The sequence below is a fragment of the Ruthenibacterium intestinale genome, assembly GCF_040096265.1.
Classification (GTDB): Bacteria; Bacillota; Clostridia; order Oscillospirales; family Ruminococcaceae; genus Ruthenibacterium; species Ruthenibacterium komagatae.
On record NZ_JBBMFA010000083.1, the window covers coordinates 1 to 20,685 of the forward strand.

25 protein-coding genes and 1 tRNA gene are annotated in these 20,685 nt (G+C 59.3%); 10 read left to right on the forward strand and 16 right to left on the reverse strand.

Annotation, left to right across the window (positions count from 1 at the left end; translation table 11 throughout):
• The 5 genes from WMO24_RS06995 to WMO24_RS07015 form a co-directional block, all read left to right on the forward strand.
• The coding region (locus WMO24_RS06995; RefSeq protein ID WP_349215628.1) for a hypothetical protein at positions 1 to 220 on the forward strand (220 nt) is incomplete at its 5' end.
• Complete coding sequence (locus WMO24_RS07000; RefSeq protein ID WP_349215629.1) at positions 184 to 1,578, forward strand: MATE family efflux transporter; 1,395 nt, start codon at positions 184 to 186, stop codon at positions 1,576 to 1,578. The genes WMO24_RS06995 and WMO24_RS07000, both read left to right, overlap by 37 nt.
• A gap of 27 nt (positions 1,579 to 1,605) precedes the next feature.
• Positions 1,606 to 2,085, forward strand: a complete 480-nt coding sequence (locus WMO24_RS07005) for a GNAT family N-acetyltransferase (protein ID WP_349215631.1) — start codon at positions 1,606 to 1,608, stop codon at positions 2,083 to 2,085.
• Positions 2,086 to 2,191: 106 nt separating this feature from the next.
• Positions 2,192 to 2,268: transfer RNA gene (locus WMO24_RS07010), tRNA-Ile, on the forward strand.
• A 55-nt stretch (positions 2,269 to 2,323) separates the two neighbouring features.
• Positions 2,324 to 3,592: an L-cysteine desulfidase family protein gene (locus WMO24_RS07015; RefSeq protein WP_349215633.1), complete on the forward strand. Its 1,269-nt coding sequence runs from the start codon at positions 2,324 to 2,326 to the stop codon at positions 3,590 to 3,592.
• Between the two features lie 49 nt (positions 3,593 to 3,641).
• Here the strand turns inward: WMO24_RS07015 and fucO are convergent, their stop codons facing one another.
• The gene (gene fucO, locus WMO24_RS07020; protein WP_349215634.1) at positions 3,642 to 4,790 is read right to left on the reverse strand and encodes a lactaldehyde reductase; all 1,149 of its coding nucleotides are present in this window, start codon (positions 4,788 to 4,790) and stop codon (positions 3,642 to 3,644) included.
• A gap of 236 nt (positions 4,791 to 5,026) precedes the next feature.
• Positions 5,027 to 5,725, reverse strand: a complete 699-nt coding sequence (locus WMO24_RS07025) for a transglycosylase domain-containing protein (protein ID WP_349215636.1) — start codon at positions 5,723 to 5,725, stop codon at positions 5,027 to 5,029.
• 90 nt (positions 5,726 to 5,815) lie between these two features.
• Between WMO24_RS07025 and WMO24_RS07030 the strand changes: the two genes are divergently transcribed.
• Genes WMO24_RS07030 through WMO24_RS07050 form a run of 5 tightly spaced genes read left to right on the forward strand, consistent with a single transcriptional unit; the run spans position 5,816 to position 8,538 of the window.
• A complete protein-coding gene (locus WMO24_RS07030; RefSeq protein ID WP_349215637.1) occupies positions 5,816 to 6,043 on the forward strand; it encodes a hypothetical protein in 228 nt (75 codons plus the stop codon).
• 42 nt (positions 6,044 to 6,085) lie between these two features.
• Positions 6,086 to 6,445, forward strand: a complete 360-nt coding sequence (locus WMO24_RS07035; protein ID WP_349215638.1) for a helix-turn-helix domain-containing protein — start codon at positions 6,086 to 6,088, stop codon at positions 6,443 to 6,445.
• Positions 6,446 to 6,459: 14 nt separating this feature from the next.
• Complete coding sequence (locus WMO24_RS07040; RefSeq protein WP_349215639.1) at positions 6,460 to 6,888, forward strand: ImmA/IrrE family metallo-endopeptidase; 429 nt, start codon at positions 6,460 to 6,462, stop codon at positions 6,886 to 6,888.
• Positions 6,889 to 6,890: 2 nt separating this feature from the next.
• Positions 6,891 to 7,556 (forward strand): D-lyxose/D-mannose family sugar isomerase, encoded by a 666-nt coding sequence (locus WMO24_RS07045; RefSeq protein WP_349215641.1) that lies wholly within the window; start codon positions 6,891 to 6,893, stop codon positions 7,554 to 7,556.
• A gap of 19 nt (positions 7,557 to 7,575) precedes the next feature.
• A complete protein-coding gene (locus WMO24_RS07050) occupies positions 7,576 to 8,538 on the forward strand; it encodes a hypothetical protein (protein WP_349215643.1) in 963 nt (320 codons plus the stop codon).
• 40 nt (positions 8,539 to 8,578) lie between these two features.
• Here the strand turns inward: WMO24_RS07050 and WMO24_RS07055 are convergent, their stop codons facing one another.
• From WMO24_RS07055 to WMO24_RS07120, 14 genes are all read right to left on the reverse strand, one after another.
• Positions 8,579 to 9,445, reverse strand: coding sequence for a metallophosphoesterase (locus tag WMO24_RS07055; RefSeq protein ID WP_349215644.1), 867 nt, complete (start codon positions 9,443 to 9,445; stop codon positions 8,579 to 8,581).
• A gap of 99 nt (positions 9,446 to 9,544) precedes the next feature.
• Entirely contained in the window at positions 9,545 to 10,246 is a 702-nt protein-coding gene (locus WMO24_RS07060) for a FadR/GntR family transcriptional regulator (protein WP_349215645.1), read from the reverse strand.
• Positions 10,247 to 10,256: 10 nt separating this feature from the next.
• The gene (locus WMO24_RS07065; RefSeq protein ID WP_349215646.1) at positions 10,257 to 10,937 is read right to left on the reverse strand and encodes a TRAP transporter large permease subunit; all 681 of its coding nucleotides are present in this window, start codon (positions 10,935 to 10,937) and stop codon (positions 10,257 to 10,259) included.
• Positions 10,938 to 10,941: 4 nt separating this feature from the next.
• Positions 10,942 to 11,469 carry a TRAP transporter small permease gene (locus tag WMO24_RS07070; protein WP_349215647.1) on the reverse strand — a complete coding sequence of 176 codons (528 nt, stop codon included), beginning with the start codon at positions 11,467 to 11,469 and terminating at the stop codon, positions 10,942 to 10,944.
• Positions 11,470 to 11,512: 43 nt separating this feature from the next.
• Positions 11,513 to 12,547, reverse strand: a complete 1,035-nt coding sequence (locus WMO24_RS07075; protein ID WP_349215649.1) for a TRAP transporter substrate-binding protein — start codon at positions 12,545 to 12,547, stop codon at positions 11,513 to 11,515.
• Between the two features lie 363 nt (positions 12,548 to 12,910).
• Positions 12,911 to 13,567 carry a GntR family transcriptional regulator gene (locus WMO24_RS07080; protein WP_349215650.1) on the reverse strand — a complete coding sequence of 219 codons (657 nt, stop codon included), beginning with the start codon at positions 13,565 to 13,567 and terminating at the stop codon, positions 12,911 to 12,913.
• Positions 13,568 to 13,727: 160 nt separating this feature from the next.
• Positions 13,728 to 15,338, reverse strand: a complete 1,611-nt coding sequence (locus WMO24_RS07085; protein ID WP_349215654.1) for an ABC transporter substrate-binding protein — start codon at positions 15,336 to 15,338, stop codon at positions 13,728 to 13,730.
• Between the two features lie 55 nt (positions 15,339 to 15,393).
• A complete protein-coding gene (locus WMO24_RS07090) occupies positions 15,394 to 16,383 on the reverse strand; it encodes an ABC transporter ATP-binding protein (protein WP_349215655.1) in 990 nt (329 codons plus the stop codon).
• Positions 16,376 to 17,365, reverse strand: a complete 990-nt coding sequence (locus WMO24_RS07095) for an ABC transporter ATP-binding protein (protein WP_349215656.1) — start codon at positions 17,363 to 17,365, stop codon at positions 16,376 to 16,378. Before WMO24_RS07095 ends, WMO24_RS07090 begins: the two co-directional genes overlap by 8 nt.
• A 19-nt stretch (positions 17,366 to 17,384) precedes the next feature.
• Positions 17,385 to 18,224, reverse strand: coding sequence for an ABC transporter permease (locus WMO24_RS07100; protein WP_349215657.1), 840 nt, complete (start codon positions 18,222 to 18,224; stop codon positions 17,385 to 17,387).
• Between the two features lie 13 nt (positions 18,225 to 18,237).
• The gene (locus WMO24_RS07105; RefSeq protein WP_349215658.1) at positions 18,238 to 19,170 is read right to left on the reverse strand and encodes an ABC transporter permease; all 933 of its coding nucleotides are present in this window, start codon (positions 19,168 to 19,170) and stop codon (positions 18,238 to 18,240) included.
• A gap of 111 nt (positions 19,171 to 19,281) precedes the next feature.
• Positions 19,282 to 19,626: a RidA family protein gene (locus WMO24_RS07110; protein ID WP_349215659.1), complete on the reverse strand. Its 345-nt coding sequence runs from the start codon at positions 19,624 to 19,626 to the stop codon at positions 19,282 to 19,284.
• Between the two features lie 18 nt (positions 19,627 to 19,644).
• Positions 19,645 to 20,451: a tetratricopeptide repeat protein gene (locus tag WMO24_RS07115; RefSeq protein WP_349215660.1), complete on the reverse strand. Its 807-nt coding sequence runs from the start codon at positions 20,449 to 20,451 to the stop codon at positions 19,645 to 19,647.
• A gap of 63 nt (positions 20,452 to 20,514) precedes the next feature.
• The gene (locus WMO24_RS07120; protein ID WP_349215661.1) at positions 20,515 to 20,685 is read right to left on the reverse strand and encodes a hypothetical protein; all 171 of its coding nucleotides are present in this window, start codon (positions 20,683 to 20,685) and stop codon (positions 20,515 to 20,517) included.

Here is a 20,685-nt window from a genome sequence, read left to right on the forward strand (position 1 = left end):
CCTGCAAGCAATTTGCTTGCAGGACCGCTCTTTGCGTTTCATGCGTCAAAATTCCGGGGCTTCACCGCCGTTTTCTTATGTCACCCCGGCTTTTCCGGCGTCCTTTTTTGTACCAGCCTGCACCCTGCAGGTCCTTTCGGGTGGAAAAAGCTTCTCTTTACACCCGCTTTGTGTTATCATTGTATGTTATGTAAGAAAGACAAGGGAGCGAGAGACTTGAAACAGAACAGCGACGAGGCACTGGGCACCCTGCCCATCGGGCGGCTGCTGGCCAAGCTGGCGGTGCCCAGTATGGCAGCCCAGCTCATCAACATGCTTTACAACGTGGTGGACCGCATTTACATCGGCAACATTCCGGACATCGGCGCCATGGCGCTGACGGGTGTGGGCGTCACCTTCCCCATTCTTTTGCTGGTGTCGGCCTTTGCGGCCTTTTCCGGCATGGGTGCGGCGCCGCTGGCATCCATTCAGCTGGGCGCGGGCGACCGCCCCGGCGCCGAGCGCATTCTGGGCAACTCCCTGACCATGCTGCTGGTGACCGCCGCGGTGCTGACCGCGGTCTTCAGCATCTGGAAGGAGCCCATTCTGTACGCCTTCGGCGCGTCGGACAACGTCATCGGATACGCGGTGGATTACATTTCCATCTACCTGCTGGGCACGGTGTTCGTGCAGCTGGCGCTGGGGCTGAACGCCTTCATCAGCGCCCAGGGCAACGCCGCCACCGCCATGCTCAGTGTGCTCATCGGCGCGGTGCTGAACATCGTGCTGGACCCCATCTTCATCTTCGTGCTGGGCATGGGCGTACGGGGCGCGGCTCTGGCCACCATTCTGTCCCAGGCGGTCAGCGCGCTGTGGGTTTTGAGCTTTCTGTGCTCCAAGCGCAGTGTCATCCGCATCCGTCTGGCCAACATGAAGCCCTGCGGCCGCATTGTGGGGCGCATCGCCTCGCTGGGCGTGGCGCCCTTCATCATGCAGAGCACGGAAAGTCTGGTGAACATCACTCTGAACACCGGCCTGCAGCGCTTCGGCGGCGATTTGTACGTGGGCAGCATGACCATCATGCAAAGCATCATGCAAATGCTGGTGATGCCGGTGAACGGCATTTCTCAGGGCGCTCAGCCCATCATGAGTTACAACTACGGAGCCAAAAATTACGCCCGCGTGCGGGAGACCTTCCGCCTGCTGCTGAAGATCACGATGGGCGTCACCGTGGTGTGCTGCCTGCTGCTGGTGCTGTTCCCGGGTGTTCCCGCCCGGCTGTTCACCCAGGAGCAGGCGCTGATCGATCTGGTGGTGAAGACCATGCCCATCTTCTTCGCGGGCATCTGGGCCTTCGGCGCGCAGATGGCCTGCCAGACCACCTTCATGGCCCTGGGCCAGGCCAAGACCAGCCTGTTCCTGGCGCTGCTGCGGAAGATCATTCTGCTGATCCCCCTGGCCATCATCCTGCCCCGGATCACCGGCAGCGTGCTGGGCATCTATGTGGCCGAGCCCATTGCGGACATTGTGGCCAGCTGCACCACGCTGACGCTGTTTCTGGCGCGGCGCAAAAAGCTGCTGCCCACAGAGAACCCGTAACAACCCTTACCGGAGGAGGCAGAGAAAATGAATGCGGAATTGAACTTTCGATACGCAGAGCGCAACGACGTTTCCCTGATTTTGAAATTTATTCGAGAGCTTGCCGCGTATGAAAAAATGCTGGACAAAGTGGTGGCCGATGAAGCAACGCTGGAAGAGTGGATTTTTGACAAGAACAAAGCAGAAGTGATTTTTGCCTGTCTGGACGGGAAAGAGATCGGGTTTGCTCTGTTCTTCCACAATTTTTCCACGTTTCTGGGGCGGGCCGGTCTGTATCTGGAAGATTTATACGTCTCTCCGGAATACAGAGGAAAAGGATACGGTAAAGCAATCTTAAAGAAACTTGCCTCCATTGCCGTTGAGCGCAAATGCGGCCGTCTGGAATGGTGGTGTCTGGACTGGAACAAACCCAGCATTGATTTTTACCTGTCGCTGGGCGCAGAGCCCATGTCCGACTGGACCGTGTACCGGATCGCCGGCGAAACGTTGAAGGACCTGGCGAAATGATGTCCCCAACCGGCAAAAGCGCGCGGTCAATGCGGAAAGAGTCTGCGCTCTCACAAAAAATTCTTCTTTTCTTTCCGGCTTTTTTATCGTATAATAAAAAGGCCGTGGGATCTTAGCGCAGTTGGTTAGAGCTTCCGGCTCATAACCGGATGGTCCAGGGTTCGAGTCCCTGAGATCCCACCACCCATCGAAGGCAGCCTGTGCGGCTGCCTTTTTTCATGAAAGAGAGAGATTTGTGATGGAAACCTTTCAGAAATATGAGGCCATTCTGCACGAGGAGATGCTCACCGCCCTGGGCTGCACCGAGCCCATTGCCATCGCCTTTGCGGCGGCCAAGGCGCGGCAGGTGCTGGGCGCGCTGCCGGAAGAGATCTGCGTGGAGTGCAGCGGCAACCTGATCAAAAACGCCCGGGCGGTGGCCGTGCCCATGGCCGAAGACCTGCGCGGCATTGAGGCCGCGGCCATTCTGGGCGCTGTGGGCGGCGACGCAGACCGGGAGCTGGAAGTGCTGACCGCCGTCACCCCGCAGGATCTGGAGATCACCCGGCAGATGCTGGCCCGGGGTGCGTGCCGGGTGCAGCTGCTGGAGACCCCGGCCAAACTGCACATCCTTGTGCGCTGCCGCGCCGGGCAGGACCGGGCCATGGTGGAGATTCTGCACGAGCACAACCATGTGGTCCACGCCGAGCGCAACGGCCGGGTGGTGTACGACATTCCCCACCGGTTGGACAGCACCGGCACGGACGGCACCGACCGCAGCTGCCTGAACCTGGAAGACATTGTGCGGTACGCCCGCACCGGAGATCTGACCGGCCTGTACCCGGTGCTGGACAAGGAGATCGAATGCAACAGCGCCATTGCCCGGGAGGGTCTGGCCAACCGCTGGGGCGAGGCCGTGGGCCAAACCCTGCTGGAAGTGTACGGCGACGGCGTGAACATCCGCGCCCGGGCCGCGGCGGCCGCCGGGTCGGACGCGCGCATGAACGGCTGCGAAATGCCCGTGGTCATCAACTCGGGCAGCGGCAACCAGGGCATCACCGTTTCGGTGCCGGTCATGGAGTACGCCCGTTTCCTGGGCAGCAGCCACGAGGAGCTGTGCCGGGCGCTGGTGGTCTCCAATCTGGTGGCCATCATGCAAAAATACAAGGTCGGGCGGCTTTCCGCTTTCTGCGGCGCGGTCAGCGCCGGCACGGCCGCGGCCTGCGGCATCGCCTTTCTGCAGGGGGCTGACGCGGACATGCTGGGCATGATCATCACCAACACCCAGGCCAATGTGGGCGGCATTGTGTGCGACGGCGCCAAGTCTTCCTGCGCGGCCAAAATCGCCAGCTCTGTGGAAGCGGGCCTGCTGGGGTACGAGATGGCCAAGCGGGGCCATGTGTTCCGCCCGGGTGAGGGTCTTGTGAAGGACTGCTACGAAGAGACCATCGACAGCTTCTGCCGCATGGCCAAGGACGGCATGGAGGCCACGGACCGGGAGATTCTGGAAATCATGATCGAAAACTGAAAAACGGCATAAAAAAGAGGGGGCTCACAGCCCCCTCTTTTTGGGATGGTTACAGCAGTTTGCGGTACAGTGCGGCAATCTCTTCCACGCTGGTGTCGCGGGGGTTGCCCGGGCGGCAGGCGTCGGCAAAAGCGGACTCGCTGAGGAACTGCACGTCCTCGTCCTTTGCGATCTCCTTCAGATCGGCCGGGATGCCCACGTCGGCGCTCAGCTGCTTCACCGCGTCGCAGGCAGCCTTGCGGTACTCGTCCTGGGTCATGGCGTCCACGCCTTCCACACCCATGGCGCGGGCGATCTCGCGGTACTTCTCACCGGTGCAGGGCGCGTTGTACTCCATCACCGTGGGCAGCAGAATGGCGTTGGCCACGCCGTGGGGCGTGTCATACACAGCGCCCAGGCTGTGGGCCATGGAGTGCACGATGCCCAGACCCACGTTGGAGAAGCCCTGGCCCGCAATGTACTGCGCCAGCGCCATGCCCTCGCGGCCCTCGGCCTCGCCGGCCACGGAAGAGCGCAGGTATTTGGAGATCAGGCGGATGGCTTCCAGATGGAACATATCCGTCATCTCCCAGGCGCCCTTGGTGATGTAGCCCTCGATGGCATGGGTCAGCGCGTCCATGCCGGTGGCGGCCGTCAGGCCCTTGGGCATGGTGGCCATCATGTCGGGGTCGATCACGGCCACTTCGGGAATGTCATGGGTATCCACGCACACGAATTTGCGCTTTTTCTCCACGTCGGTGATCACGTAGTTGATGGTGACCTCCGCCGCAGTGCCGGCAGTGGTGGGAACAGCGATGGTGAAGGTGGCATGGTTCTTGGTGGGAGCCACGCCCTCCAGGCTGCGCACATCCGCAAATTCCGGGTTTTCCGCAATGATGCCCACGGCCTTGGCAGTGTCCATGGAAGAACCGCCGCCGATGGCCACAATGCAGTCCGCGCCGCTGGCCTGGAACGCCGCCACGCCGTGCTGAACGTTCTCAATGGTGGGGTTTGCCTTGATGTCGGAATAAATTTCATAGGCGAAGCCGGCTGCGTCCAGCAGGTCTGTGACTTTCTGCGTCACGCCGAATTTCAAAAGGTCCGGGTCCGAGCAGACGAACGCCTTGTGAAAGCCGCGGCCGGTCAGCTCCGGCACGATGTTCTCCAAAGCGCCCTTTCCGTGATAGGAAATGGTATTCAAAACAATGCGATTTGCCATGGTGCAACAACTCCTTCAATGGAAATTTCTGCCTTTATTGTACCACGCCCTGCCGCCCCGTCAACAGGCAAAGCCCTTGTCCATTTGACGGTTTTTCGCCGCTCCCTTTGTCCAAAGCAACAATTCAGAGGGTTGTATCCCGCAAAAATAATACACATTGTATTTTTCCAAAAGAAGCACAACAGGGTTCACGCGCAAAGGGGCCCCGCACACCGCGGGGCCCCTTTGTGTTTTGTCTATTCACCGGCCAGGATCTCCTGCGCCTGCTGCTCGGTGATGCAGCCCGTGTCCACCAGGCTGTCCACCACCTGCCGCTGGCGCTGGGCCGCCAGATCGGGGTTCACCGTGGGCGCGTACACGCTGGGGGCGTTGGGCACCCCCGCCAGCAGGGTGCACTCGTAATCGGTCATCTCCGTCGGGTCCTTGCCGAAATAACCCCGGCTGGCGCTGCAGATGCCATAATAGCCCTCGCCGTAGTAAATGCTGTTGATGTACAGCTCCAGAATTTCATCCTTGGTGTACCGGCGCTCCAGGTCCCAGGCGGTGAACACTTCCGCCACTTTGCGGGTGAACTTCTTCTCCTGGGTGAAGTACAGGTTTTTGGCCAGCTGCTGGGTCAGCGTGCTGCCCCCTTCGGCCAGGCTGCCCGTGCGCAGGTTCACCCACACCGCCCGGGCGATGGCAATGGGGTCCACCCCGTTGTGGTCGTAAAAGCGCCGGTCTTCCACCGCCACCACCGCCTGCGGGTACAGCGCGGGCAGCTGGTCCAGCGGCGTATAGCCCTCCTGTGCGCGCACCTGCTCCACGGCCTGCTCGATGCCGGTTTGCTCCACCGCGTTGCGGTACAGCCGCCAGCCGTCCACGCCAACGCCCAGCACGGTCAGCACCACCACAAGCACAAGCGCTGCCGCCAGTCCCTTGAAAATTTTTCTCATGGAGAAAACCGTCCCTTCCTGTCGATATTTCTCATTATAGCGGCCAATTATGTCTAAATCCAGAACAAGCGGCTTACAAATTCCTTACATTTGCGAAAGGTTTCAAAAACCGAACGCTACCGAACGGTACCGAACGCCCCCCAAGGAGAAGGAAAAGGAGAAGACGAAGGAGAAGGAGAAGAAAAAGGAGATTTCTTAAGAAAGTACGCTTTTTCGGACATGCACCGTGGTATTATTTTCCTGTGCGTTGCACCCGGCAACTTTCACAAAGAACTTTGTGCAACTTTGTTTGGATTTTGTGTTGCATTACGCAAATAATTGTGCTACAATGGGACCAAACCAACAAAGGAGTGTTACACAATGGACCAGGAAAAAATTGCCGAGCGGATTCGGTTGGCGCGCAAAGACGCGGGAATGACACTGCAGGAGATCGCGACCGCCATCGGTGTGACCAAGTCCACGGTGCAGCGCTACGAACAGGGCCGGATCGAAAACGTAAAGCAGCCGGTGCTGGAGGCCATGGCCCGGGCGCTGGATGTGAACCCGGAGTGGCTGATGGGCCGTTCGGACCGGCGCGAACCGGAAAACGAGATCGGCTTTGATGATTTCACCTATGCCCTGCACCGGGAGGCGCAGGCACTGACCGAAGAGAACCGGAACAAACTGCTGGAGATGGCGCGCATCTTCCGTGCCGCGCAGCAGGCGGACCGGAACAAATAAGGAGGCGTGAGCCATTGCTTTCCAAGATGTACCGGGACATTCGTCAGCGGGGCATCCGTCTGTTTCCGTACCCCATCGGGTTCACCGACGCAGCCACCCTGGAGATGGGCGGCGAGTACGCCATTTTTCTGGACTTTTCACAATTTTCGGATCTGTCCCAGTACCGGGAGGCGCTGGGCCATGAGATCGGCCACTGCGCCACAGGGTGCACCCACGCGGTGTCCAGCCCCTGGGACCTGGTGGAAAAGCACGAGTACAAGGCCAACCGGTGGGCCTTTGAGCACTATCTGCCGGCGGACGAGCTGAAAACGGCCATGGCCTCGGGCCTGACCGAGCCCTGGCAGCTGGCCGAATGGTACGGCTTTCCCGAAAGCTTTGTGCGCCGTGCGCTGGAATACTGGACAACAAGGCGGGGGGTCGACTTCCGCCGGATGGAGGAATGAATATGAAGCGATCGGAAATCAACGGGATCATCCGGCAGTTTGAAGACATGCTGGCGCGCCACTGCTTTGCGCTGCCGCCCTTCACGGGCTTCACACCCGAACAGTGGGCCGAAGCCGGGCACGAGTGGGACGAAGTGCGCCAGGCCGGGCTGGGCTGGGACGTGACGGACTACGGCCTGGGCCAGTACGAAAAGACCGGTCTTGCGCTGATCACGCTGCGCAACGGTCTGCCCGGCGGCAAACCCTATGCGGAAAAAATCATGCTCAGCCAGCCGCTGCAGGTGTGTCCGCTGCATTTTCACTGGAAAAAGACCGAGGACATCATCAACCGCGGCGGCGGTGAACTGATGTTCATCCTGTACAATGCCGACACCGACGGCAACCGGCTGGACACGGACGTGACCCTGCACCGGGACGGCCGCCGGGTGACGGTGCCCGCGGGCGTTCCCTTCGGCCTGATGCCCGGCGAAAGCCTGACGCTGGAGCCCCTGTGCTATCACGCTTTTTACGCCTCCGAGGCGGGCAGCGTGCTGGTGGGCGAAGTGTCCAGCTGCAACGACGACGTGGCGGACAACCGGTTCTTCGAGCCCATCGGCCGGTTCCCTGCCGTAGAGGAGGACGAACCGCCCTACCGGCTTTTGTGCACCGAATACCCGCCCGCGCCCTGACGCACAAGGAGGCTTCCTGATGGAGCAACAAACATTCGGAAAAAAGAAAGGCGGCATTCTGCAGCTTTTCTATGCGCTGTGCTGGCTGCGGCTGGTCGGCGGCGTGCTGAGTTGCCTGCTCCGCCTGCTGCAGTTCTTTTTCCTGATCGCAACGCCCACCGGCATTTTCATGATGTTTCCCCCGCTGTTCTCCTTCTATTACTGTCTGCTGCAGTGGAAACTGATCGTCACGCTGGAGCGCCGCCAGCCGCCGTCCATCGAGCTGCTGTGGCTTTGCGCCCTGACCCTCTGGGGCAACGCGCTGACACTGCTGCTGGTGACCCTTGCTGTGCGGACAGCCGTCATCCAGTGTCTGTCCGCCGTGCTGTCTGCGGTCATCTGGAGCTGCTATTTCCGCTATTCCAAACGCTGCGACGTGTATTTTGACGAGCAGCCGAAAAGCTATCTGGAAGCGTCCTATTACACCATCCGCGACTGGACCTTTGGCACGATGGAGCGTCGCTCGCTGATGAAATGCGACCCGGCGCCCTTCTTTGCGGGGCTGACGGCCCTGGCCATGCCCGGAAGCCCGTTCGAGACCCAGCGCCTGCTGGCTTATCTGGACCGGGAATACGAACCGCGCTTTTCCATGCGCTGGCAGCTGCACCCGGCCGCAGTGAAGCAGCACCTGCAGGAGATCAACCGGGAATTGCTCGCCCTGGACCCGTCACAGGACCCGGCGGAGCACACCGCCCGCTGGATTTTGGAGAAAACCTGGGCGCCCATCTCCGCGCAGGACCTGAAAGATGAACTGCTGCAGGGCAAGACTGCCCTGGACCGCATTTTCTGTTCGCCTCTGTGGCGGCCGGCGATCGCCCGCATCGGCCCGGACTGCCCCCGGTGCAAGCGGCACCTGATGGAGGGCAGCCCCATTTGCCCGTACTGCGGCGCCCCGGTGCCCGACCCCTACGCGCATCCGGCCCCCGGCGCATCCGCCCAATGAACCAAAAACCGCTCGTTTCCCGATGGAAACGAGCGGTTTTTTACACGGCCGGTTCAAAGGTGACGCACACGATCTCCGGCGGGCACAAAAAGCGCAGCGGCAATTTTGTCAGGCCCACGCCGCTGCTGACATAGACCTGTGTGCCGTCTTGTGTGGTGTAGTCGCCCCGCACCATCCCCCCTGATCCGGCGGGCAGCCAGAGCCGGTTCAAAAGCGGCAGCGACGCCTGCCCCCCGTGGGTGTGGCCGGACAGTACAAAGCACTCGCCCGGGGCGGAAATTTTTTCAGCCACCGAAGGTTCGTGGGCCACCACCAGCTGAAAAATATCGCGGTTCAGCTGATACAGTTCCGGGTCGGTCCAGCCCATGAGCACGTCGTCGTATCCCACCACCTGCACGTTCCATTCTTCCAGCAGGCTCTCGTCGTTGAGCACCTGAAAGCCCGCCTGCTCCAGCAGGCTCTCGTACACGCGCACCGCACCGCCGCCGTAATCGTGGTTGCCCCACACGGCAAACTTGCCGCCCGGCGCCTGAATGCGCCCCAGCTGCGCGGCCAGTTCCTCCAGGTCCAGGCTGTCCCGGTCCCGGGCGTAGTTGTCCAGCAGATCGCCGCCAAACAGCACCACGTCCGGCTGCCGGGCATTGATGGCGTCCACCAGGCGGGCGGCCCGGTCCACACCATACCAGCGCCCGAAATGGGTGTCGGTGAAGAACACCACCTTCAGCGAACGGGACAACCCCTCGGCCTGCACGGTGCGGGTGCGCACCGTCAGCCGGGCGGGCTCCACGAAACGGGCGTAAAGCAGCAGCGCCGCCCCCAGCACCAGCAGCCCCGGCAGCAACAGCCATCTTTTTTTGCGGAAAATTCGCACGCGATCCTCTCCTTTTCCGTTTTTGGTATCGTACACGCACAAAGCGTTTCTGTCAAGCCGCGCACAAACAGAAACCGGCGCCCCGGGAGCCGAAAAAGGCTCGCAAGGGCGCCGGTTTTGTCAATGTTGTCCGGTTCACCGAACCGTGGGGTCATCGCGGCACAGGTCCTGGATGGCAGCCTGCATATGGGCCACGCTCTCCTTTTTGGCCTGTTCGCTGTCGCCCGCCGCGATCGCCTCCAGAATGCGCTCGTGAGGCACGATCGCATGGGACGCGTTTCGCTCAAACTGAAAGCTGTTCTGGCGCAAAATCTCAAAGTAGTGGTTCACCAGTCCCACCAGCGCGATCAGCAGATCGTTGTGGGTGATGGCGGCGATCCGGGCGTGGAACCGTGCGTCCAGTTCCGCCATGGCCACATAATCCTTTTCGTGAACGCTTTTCACAAAGGCCTGGTGAATGGTGCACAGCTCGTCGATGTCACGGCTGACGGCGTTTTCCGCCGCCAGGCTGGCCGCAAGCGGGTCCAGCGCCATGCGCACGAACAGATAGTCGCTGCTTACCACCCGATGGGAGGAGATCCAATCCATGGCCTCCTGAATGAAATTCTGCTCTTTGCTCTGGACAAAGGCGCCCCGGCCGGGCTGAATGTCCAGATAGCCCTGAGACTGCAGCACACGGTATGCCTCCCGAATGGTGGTGCGGCTGATATTCAGTTGTTTGCACAGCACCATTTCCGCAGGCATCTTGTCGCCCACGGCGATGCTGCCGCTGCAGATGTACTCCGTCAGCTTTTCCACGGCAAGATCAACCGTTGACTTTTTTTGAATCGGCTCCATTCAGTCTCCTTTAAAATGAGCTTCCCAATAACAGTTTTGGTACAGCCAGTGTAATTTGCGGGAACACGTTGATCAGCAGCAACACGATCAGAAGACCGATGTAATACGGCGTGACCGCCTTAAACGCCCGCTGGAAGGAAATACCGCCCAGCTTGGTGGTCAGGAACAGGCAGATCGCCATCGGCGGCGTGAGCAGACCGATCATCAATGCAAAGATCATTATAACACCAAATTGAACCGGATGCACGCCGATTTGTGTCACAATGGGCATCAAAATGGGCGTCAGGATCAAAATGCTGGCGTTCGTCTCCATAAATGTGCCCATAAACAGCAGCATGACCAGACCCAGGTTTTCAATGCCGGTGGTCATCACGCGGATGATGTCTTTCCATTTCAGCTCCCGATAGACGAAGATGCCGACGATCAGAGAATAGAAGACCGCCACAGCCGCCGCCTCGGTGGGAGTGAAGTAGCCGGAGAAGATGCCGCCCACCAGAATGACCGGAGACAGCAGCGCCGGCAGCGCAGAGAAGAAGGACTTGATTCGTCCACGCCAGGTGGAACGTTTGTGCTTTGGATAGCCGCGCTTTTTGGCGATGATGTACACCGTGGCCATCATGAACAGGCCCATCAGGATACCTGCCGTGATGCCGCCCATGAACAGCGAACCGATGGAAATGCCGGCCGACATACGGTCATCCCTCCTCTTGGCTGGGCTCGCGCGGGTCCTGGCCGGTCACAACGGTGGCCAGTTCCTGCACCACATTGTCGAACAAAAAGAAGCATGTGAAGCTCATGCCCACCGGATAGGAAATGTACCACCAGATGGAGTTGATGGGAAGCACCGTCATGGGCACCATCATCTTGTTCTGAGCCAGCTGCCAGCCAAAGACTACCAGGACGATGGCCATCACAAAGATGGCCACCTGGATCAGCAGTTCCAGCACATGCTGCACACGGAAGGGCAGCTTTGCCGTGAGCACGTCGATGCGGACGTGTACGCGTTTGCGCACGGCGTAGGAGATGGTCAAAAAGGCCACCCAGGACGCCAGTACAATGGACAATTCTTCGATTTCAATAATGGATTTTCCCGTCAGCGTTCTGCGGGCGACCTGCAGGAACACCATGCAGATCAGAAAGCCCACAACCAGCATGGACACAACGCGCACGATTTGTTCCAGCCATGCGGCCACACGGGAAATTGCTCGCGCGAACTTTTGCACTTGAAAGCGCCCCTTCCGTGTTGCGAATTTGTTTTACTGATTCTTATTGATTCAGAGCCTGAATCTGCTCGTAAGCGCCTTCGGGATACACGTCTTTGTTCTCCTCCAGCAGCTGCGGGATGATGGCTTCCTTGAAGGACTCGATGTCGATCTCGTCTTTGGTGATCAGGGTCATGCCCTTCTCCTGGAAGCTCTCCAGGAAGGCCTCGTCCTCGGCGTTGACCTGCTCGTTGTGCCAGGTGAAGCCCTCGTCAATGGCCTCGCTGATGATCTGTTTGTGCTCGTCGCTCAGGGACTGCCACCATGCCTCGTTGAAGAACATGAAGTAGTTGGTGTACTGGTGCTCGGTCTGCATCAGATAGCTCTGAACCTGGTACAGGCCAGCCTGATCGATGTTGGCCAGGGGGTTCTCCTGGGCGTTGACGATACCGGTCTGCAGAGCGCCGAACAGCTCGCCCCAGGCAACCGGGGTCACGTTGGCGCCCGTTGCGGTCCAGGAAGCGATAACGCCTGCGTTGTTGGGAGTGCGCAGTTTCACGCCTGCCATGTCGCTGACGCTGTAAACGGGTTTGTTGGCGGTCAGGTAACGGGGACCACGCAGAGCGATGGTGTTCAGGTAAGCGCGAACGCCGTATTTTTCAACCAGCTGCTCGCCCAGGTCGGCGCCGATGTCGCTCTCCCAGAATTTCTGCAGGTGCTGCTGGTTCTCAAAGATGAACGCCATGTTGAACAGCTCCATCCACTCGGGCACAGCCCAGTTGAACAGCATCTCGGCGTTGATCAGCATTTCGTAGTTGCCCTCGGACAGGCCGGTGCACAGGTCTTCATCGTTGTCGCCCAGCTGGCCTTCCAGGTACAGTTCGGGTTTCAGCGTTCCGTTGGATTTCTCCTCGATGAGTGCCGCAATCTTCTTGGCAGCCTCGGTGGACAAAGCGGAAGCGTTGTTGCCTACCATCTTAAAGGTGACCACTTCCTGGCTTGCCGCCGTGCTGCCGGATGCCGCAGAACCGCAGCCCGTGAGAAGTGCAGACGCCGCGATCGCAGCGCTCAAAAACAGTGCCATCCGTCTTTTTCTCATGATTTCATTCTCCTTTTCCAATTTCTGCCCATTCCCATTCCTTTCCAAATTGTCTTGCGGACAGTTTGAATGAAGGAATGATTGTCTAACAATATTATAAAAACGGTCGCAAAAAGCCAATAAAATCGGGCGATATTTTCATCTTCTCACAATTATATCTTATTTTTCTATGCGAATTGCAACAGGTTTTCAACATTCAACAATTCGTCATCGAGGGTACAAAAGGCCGTTTTGGGGCGGTGTGCCCGGTGTTTTCCAAACGTACCCACGAAAAAAGCGCGGCGGGGTGTGTTCCCGCCGCTGCTCATACTGCGCAAAAGCCCCCGGCGGGATGTTCCCGCCGGGGGCTTTTATTCAAAAATCTTATTCTGCAATGTCGTGGGACTCTGTGCGCTTGCCCACATTTTCCACAGCGCCGCGCTTGTGCGCCCACATGATCTGCTCCGCCCGGTCTTTGTCTTTTGCCGCAATGGCATCCAGAAGATCAAAGTGCTGCTGGGTGGAGATGCGGTACCATTCGTCCGGCACCTGGTTGGCGTAGTGGCCCAGCGGCCACTTGTTCCACAGCTCGGCAATGTGCTGCACCAGCACATCGTTTCCGGTTGTGCTGTACAGGTCGATGTGAAATTTTCGGTTCAGCGCGGAACAGCGCTTCAGGTTTTCCTGCTCAAAGGCCTCGCGCATTTTTTCGGCCAGATCGCGCAGCTTTGCCAGCTGCGCATCGGTGATGTGGTCCACCACGATGCGCACCGCCTGCCCCTCCAGAATGGCTTTGACCACGAACAGCTGCTCCAGAAAGCTTTTGCTGACCTGCGTGACCACAGCGCCCTTGTTGGGGACCAGCTCCACGATTTTTTCGCTTTCCAGCCGGCGCAGCGCTTCCCGCACAGGAATCTCGCTGCAGCCGTTTTCCTTGGCGACACGGCTGATCACAATGCGATCACCCGGCAGGTAGTCGCCTTTTTTCACGCCGTCCAGAATGGCCTTGTAAACAAGATCCACTTTTGAATTGTATTTCATACAGTTACCTGCCCAGCCAGATTTTCTGCGCCGCCGGCGCCGGTGTTTCGATTTTACCATTTTGGAAACCCCGTGGCAACCTTTTCTGCAACGCAGAATTGTTTTCTGTGAAAGCGAAAGGGCCTTCGCGCAATGGAGAAGGCCCTTTGCTCAGAAAATATTACTCGGCGCAGCGCAGTTCGTCCCAGAAGATGACTTTATTCACGTTCAGCTTCAGGCCTTCCAATTTGTCGCTGCTGGCCCAGATGGTCAGACGGTCGTTGGTCCATACAGCGGCGGGATCGTCGATGTACAGGATCTGCTGAGCCTGTTTGTACAGCTCCAGACGAGCTTCCTCGTCCATCTCAGACGCAGCGGCGTTCAGCAGCTCGTCCACTTCGGCGTTGGAATACCAGCCGTAGTTGTTGTTGTTGTTGCCGTCCGGAGAAGTCTCCCAGATGCGGCGCAGACCTTCGTCGCAGTCCGCGGTGCCGGCGCCGTAACCCATGAAGAACATGCCCCAGGGGAAGTCTTCGCCCGGAGTGCTGCGGCTGCCCATGGAGGAGTTGAAGGTGGCGTTGTCAACGGTCTCGATGGTGGCGGTGATGCCAACCTCGGCCAGATCGGAAACGATCATCTCGCAGGTCTCCAGAGACTTGTTGTAGTTGGTGTAGACCATGATGGAGAACTCAAAGCCGTCGGGATAGCCGGCCTCGGCCATCAGCTCGCGGGCTTTGTCCTGATCCTGCTCGATCACACCGAAGTCATGGTAGCCCCAAACCAGCGGGTTGACAGGCGCGGTGCAGGCGACCTCGCCCACGTCGGAGTACAGGGCGTCGATGATGGCCTGACGGTCGATGGCATAGCTGACAGCCTGACGCAGGCGGGTATCGCTCAGATACTCATGCGCGCAGTTGAACTGCAGGCCGTGAGCGCCGATGCTGCCAAAGGACCAGATCTTGATGCCTTCTTTGTCCTTCAGGGTGGGAACCTCGGAGGAAGCGACGGTAGTCATGTCGACCTCGCCGGTCTCCAGAGCCACCTGACGGGCGTTGGCGTCGGAAACGATGAGGATGTCGATGGTCTTGGTGGGAACAGCGCCGCCGAAGTAGTCGTCAAAGCGCTCCAGAACCATTTCCTGCTCGCGGTCCCAGGAAGCCAGTTTGTACGGGCCGGTGCCGTCCACAGACTCAGCGGTCAGGCCCAGATCCGCGCCGTATTTCTCAATGTAATCGGCGTTCAGGATCAGGTTGGAACGGTGGGTCAGGTTGGCCAGGAACGGCGCGATGGGGCTGGGAGTGATCAGCTGAACGGTGTAGTCGTCCACCACTTTGCACTCAGAGATGTAGCCGGTAGCCAGGCTGCTGTAACGAACAGGGTTCTCGGTGTCCAGCAGGCGGTCGTAGCTGGCCTTCACGTCCGCAGAGGTCAGCTCTTTGCCGCTGTGGAACTTCACGCCTTTTTTCAGGTGGAAGGTCCAGGTGCAGCCGTCTTCCGACACTTCCCAGCTCTCGGCCAGGTCGCCCACCAGTTCGTTGTCGGCGGAGCGGCGGACCAGCTGAGAATAGCACGCGCGCAGATAATCGTCGTTGGTGTTGTTCATCTGGCCGTCCATGTAGTTCTGGTCACTGCCGGTGGCAATGGTGATGGTGTCCTTGTAGGCGGTTTCGCCCGCCGCAGTGGACGCGCCGTCGCCAGCCGCAGTCGACGAGCCGGAAGACCCGCAGGCAGCAAGCATGGAAGCGCCCAGGGCCGCAGCCAGGACAAACGCAAGCAGCTTGTTCTTTTTCATGATTTTCTCTCCTTTTGCTTTGATTTATATTTTGATACCCTTTCGGGCAAAAATATCACGCGTTGTCATCCATGGTGCCGCAGGCCAGATGACAAGCCACCTGATGGCCCGGCTCCAGTTCCACCAGAGGCGGCTTCGCCGCCGAGCACTTGGGGCCGGCAAACTTGCACCGGGTGTGGAAGCAGCAGCCTGTGGGCGGATGCAGCGGGCTGGGCACGTCGCCCTCCAGCTCTCCGCTCATGGCCGGGCGCTCCGGGTCCGGAACAGGGATGGCCGCCAGCAGCGCCTTGGTGTAAGGATGCTGGGGATTGTCGAACAGCTGACGCTTATCGGCGATCTCCACCACATTGCCCAGGTACATCACGGCGATGCGGTCGCACAAATGATGGACCACGCTCAGGTTGTGGGAGATAAAGATATACGTCAGACCGTGTTTTTCTTTCAGTTCCTGCATCAGGTTCAAAATCTGAGCCTGAATGGAAACGTCCAGCGCGGACACCGGCTCGTCGCAGATGATCAGGCTGGGGTTCAGTGCCAGGGCGCGGGCAATGCCGATGCGCTGACGCTGGCCGCCGGAGAACTCGTGGGGATAGCGGGTGATCTGCTCATGGTTCAGACCCACCTCGCGCATCAGCTCTTCCGCGCGCTCGTTGCGCTCGGCCGGGGTGCCGATCTTGTGCACGTCCAGCGGCTCGCGGATGCAGCGGCCCACGGTGAAGCGGGAATCCAGCGAGGAATAGGGGTCCTGGAAAATGATCTGCAGCTTCTTGGCCCGCTCCTTGGAGTGCTGGACCTTTTCGCCCACAATGGACTCGCCCTCGAACAGGATGTCGCCGGAGGTGGGTTTCAGCAGACCCACAATGGTGTGGCCGGTGGTGGACTTGCCGCAGCCGGACTCGCCCACGATGCCGAAGGCCTCTTTTTTATGCACCTGAAAGCTGACGCCGTCCACGGCCTTCACGTACGCCTTGCGGGGAATGATGGACTTGGTTTTCACAGGATAGTAGACCTTCAGGTCCTTGACTTCCAGCAAAACGTCACTCATGGCTCTCACCTCCCACATAGTTCCAGCAGCGGACCTTTCGGCCGTCCGGGAGCACCGTCAAAGGCGGCGGCTCCTTTCTGCATTTCTCACAAGCCTGGTCGCACCGCGGGGAGAACCGGCAGCCCTGGGGATAATCCTTGGGGCTGGGGATGTTGCCCTTGATGCTGTACAGTTCGTCTTTTTCCTCGCCCAGCACAGGCAAAGATTTCAGCAGGCCCTTGGTGTAGGGGTGCAGCGGCTCTTTGAAGATGCTCTTCACGTCCGCGTACTCCACCGCCTGGCCCGCATACATGACCATGACGTTCTCGGCGATCTGCGCCACCACGCCCAGGTCATGGGTGATCAGAATGATGGACGTATCCCGGTCCTTTTTCAGATCACACAACAGATGCATGATCTGCGCCTGGATGGTCACGTCCAGAGCGGTGGTGGGTTCGTCCGCGATCAGGATGCCCGGGTTGCAGGCCAGCGCCATGGCGATCATCACGCGCTGGCGCATACCGCCGGACAGCTGGTGCGGATAGTCGTTGACCACTTTTTCCGGCGAGGGGATGCGCACCTTGGCCAGCATCTCCACCGCCTTCTCGTAGGCCTGTTTTTTGTTCATGCCCTGATGCATGCGCAGGATGTCCGTGATCTGCTTGCCGATGGTGAACACCGGGTTCAGGCTGGTCAGGGGCTCCTGGAAGATCATGGAGATCTCGTTGCCGCGGATGGCACGCATCTCCCGCTCGCTTTTCTTCAGAAGGTCTTCGCCCTTGTACAGGATCTCGCCGTCCAGAATTTTGCCCGGAGGCGTGGGAACGATGCGCAGCACCGACAGGGACGTGACGCTTTTTCCGCAGCCGGACTCGCCCACGATGGCCAGCGTTTCGCCTTTGCCCAGTTCAAAGTCCAGCCCGTCCACGGCGGGGACCATTCCCTCTTCTGTGTAAAAATAGGTTTTCAGGTTTTTCACCTGCAATACCGTTTCTTTTGCCATAGTCTCTTCTCCCCCGTGGTTAGGATACGTTCTTCAGTTTGGGGTCCAGCGCGTCGCGCAGGCCGTCGCCCACCAGGCTGAAGCTCATCACGACCAGCGTGATCACCAGGCCCGGGAACACCGCTTCCCACGGGTTCACGCGCAGAACTTCCTTTGCTTTGTTCAGCATGGCGCCCCATTCCGGGCTGGGGGGCTGAACGCCCATGCCCAGGAAGGACAGCGAAGAGGAAGTCAGGATCGCGGTGCCCAGGTTCAGCGTGACGTTGACGATGATCTGCGACACGGAGTTGGGAATGATGTGGGTCAGGATGATGCGGCTGTTGGACTCGCCCATGACGCGGGCCGCGCCGATGTACTGGGCGTCCTTATTGGAAATGACCACGCCGCGAACCATGCGCGCGATGGATGGCACCGCGAACACGGCAATGGCGATGACGGTGTTCTGAGTGCCGTTGCCCAGAATGGCCACGATGACGATGGCCAGCAAAAGCCCCGGGAAGGCCAGCAGCACGTCAATGAGACGGGAGATGACCGCGTCGACCCAGCCGCCGAAGTAGCCGGCCCACACGCCCAGGATGATGCCCACCAGGCAGCCGGAGAACACGCCCGCAAAGCTGATGGAAAGGGAGACCCGGGCGCCGTAGACGATACGGGTGAAGGTGTCACGGCCCAGATAGTCGGTGCCGAACCAGTGCTCGGCGCTGGGGCCCTGGCTGATGATGGTGGTGTCCTGGGCCAGGGGATCGTACTGGCACAGGAAGGGGCCGATGGTCGCCATCAGGAAGAAGATGGCCAGAATGACCAGTCCCACAATGGAAACCTTGCGCTTTAAAAAGCGCTTCACAATGGGTGATTTCATGTGTGCTTCCTCCTTAATTGTACTTGACACGCGGGTCCACAAGACCGTAGATGATGTCCACCAGGGTGTTCACAAGCACGAAGGAGGCCGCCAGGACCAGAACCGTGCTTTGAATGGCGGGATAGTCGCGCCCGTTGACGCTGTCCACCAAAAAGCTGCCGATGCCGGGGATGGTGAAGATGGTCTCCACCAGCGCCGCGCCCGCCAGCAGGCTGCCGAAACGCAGGCCGATGGCCGTCAGAACGGGGATCAGGGCGTTTTTAAACGCGTACTGGGTGATGATTTTGAACTTGGACGTGCCGTAGGCCCGGGCCGTGCGGATGTAGTCCTGGTTGATCACGTCCAGCATGGACGACCGGGTGGTGCGGGCGATCATACCCACAGCGCCCAGGCCCAGCGTCGCCACGGGAAGAATGGCATGCTTCCACGATCGCAGGCCAAGGCTTGGCAGAACGCCCAGATGCAGACAGAAGTAAAGCATCAGCAGCATGGCCAGGAAGAAGGACGGAACCGAAACGGCGATCATGGAGATGACCATGACCACGTTGTCGCCCAGCTTGTTGTGGAACGTGGCGGCGATGATGCCGCAGATCACGCCGATGATGGAGCCGACCACGGTGCCGCCCACCGCCAGAATGATGGTGTACTGATAGCGGTTGGTCAGCTCTTCCAGAACGGTTTTGTGGGTGAGCAGGGACGTGCCCATGTCGCCCTTGAAGAAGCCCAGAATCCAGCGGAAATACTGGACGATCAGCGGGTCGTTCAAGCCGTACATCTCACGCATGGATTCCAGATATTCCTCGCTGGTACCGCCGCTTTCCGACACGCCGTACAATAAGGTAATGGGATCTCCAGGAATGAACCGGACCATCAGAAATACAATGATAGACACCAGGATCAACGTGGGGATCAACTGCAACATTCTCTTGGCGATATATCTCAGCATATTATTTCTCCCGCAGTTCGCAATAATATAGATTCCCGACCAAAGGCCGGGCCGGTTTTCAAAAGAAAGCGGAGAGAGTGCACCTGCGCACACTCTCTCCGGGAGTGCGTTTTATTTCAACGCGGCCACAACGCTCATTTCGAGGAAGTAGCCCTCCGGGATCTTCGCTTCCACGCAGACCCGGGCGGGGGCATGGCCGGGGTTCAGCCACGCGTCCCAAACTTTGTTCATCTCATCTTTCAACGAGAGGTCCGAGATGTAAATGGTCACAAACAGCAGATGGTCCTTGTCGCTGCCGTGCTGTTCCAGCAGCTCTTCATACCGCTCGCACAAAGCCTGTGTCTGGCCGGCGATGGTGTCGTGCTTTTTGCCGTCACAGTGTCCGCTGAAATAGATGACACCGTTGTGTTTTACGGCCCGGCAAAAGGTCGGGGCCGGATCCACATATTCAATCATCAGAAGATCCCCCTTGTCTTATTCGACGATGCCCAGTTTCTTGGCGATGGGCAGGCCCTTGGTGTAGCCGAAGGCGCCGGGATAGGCCACTTTCATCAGCTGACGGATGGCGTCGGCCGCCTTCTCCGCGTCGCCGTGCAGCGTCCAGTAGCAGTACAGGCCGTAGTACATGCCGTTCAGCTCCAGGTTCACGCGGTTCTCGCGGGGCAGGACCTTGTCCTTCATATCCGGCTCTACAAACTCCTCGGGTTTGACCAGACCTTTGTACAGGCGGACGGCGCGGCAGTAGCCGTAGTCCATCTGGGGCGGCTCCACGGTGGCGTCGATCAGATCCAGGGTCTTCTCGGCCTCGTCGAATTTGCCCAGCTGCACATAGGTGGTGTAGATCCAGTGGATCAGCGGATAGTGCTCTGCGGGGTTGGACAGACGCATGCACTCACGGAAGTCGTCGATGGACTCTTCCAGATGTCCGTTCAGGTTCAGAGTGGTGGCACGATAGTACCAGTAGGTCCAGCAGTCGGAATCCAGGTGGATGGCCACGGTGAAGTCCGCCAGAGCGGCCCAGGTGCGGCCCACGGCGTTCTGACGGCGGCCGCGTCCGAAGTAGTTGGGCGCATAGAACGGGTCGTAGGCAATGCCGTGAGAATGTGCCTCAAGGGCCTCTTCGTACTTGCCCACCAGGCTCAGGGCGGTGCCGTACTCATACCAGGCGGCGGCGTCGGTATCGTCCTTGTCCAGTTTCGCCTTGGCTTCTTCCACGGTGGGCTGCATCATCAGAATGTGACGCATTGCCTCGTTTTTCTCCTCGTTGTACACAAATTTCATTTTCAACAGCCTCCTGTTTTTTATCCACCCCGCGGCCCACTGGGCCGCGGAGTTTGTTTTCTGTTACAGCAGCCCCAGCTTTTTCGCCACGGGGAGGGCCTTGGTGTAGCCGAAGGCGCCGGGGTAAGCCGACTTCAGCACGTTGCGGATGGCGTCCTTGGCCTTCTCCGGATCGCCGTGCAGCGTCCAGTAGCAATACAGGCCGTAGTACATGCCGGTCAGCTCCAGGGTCAC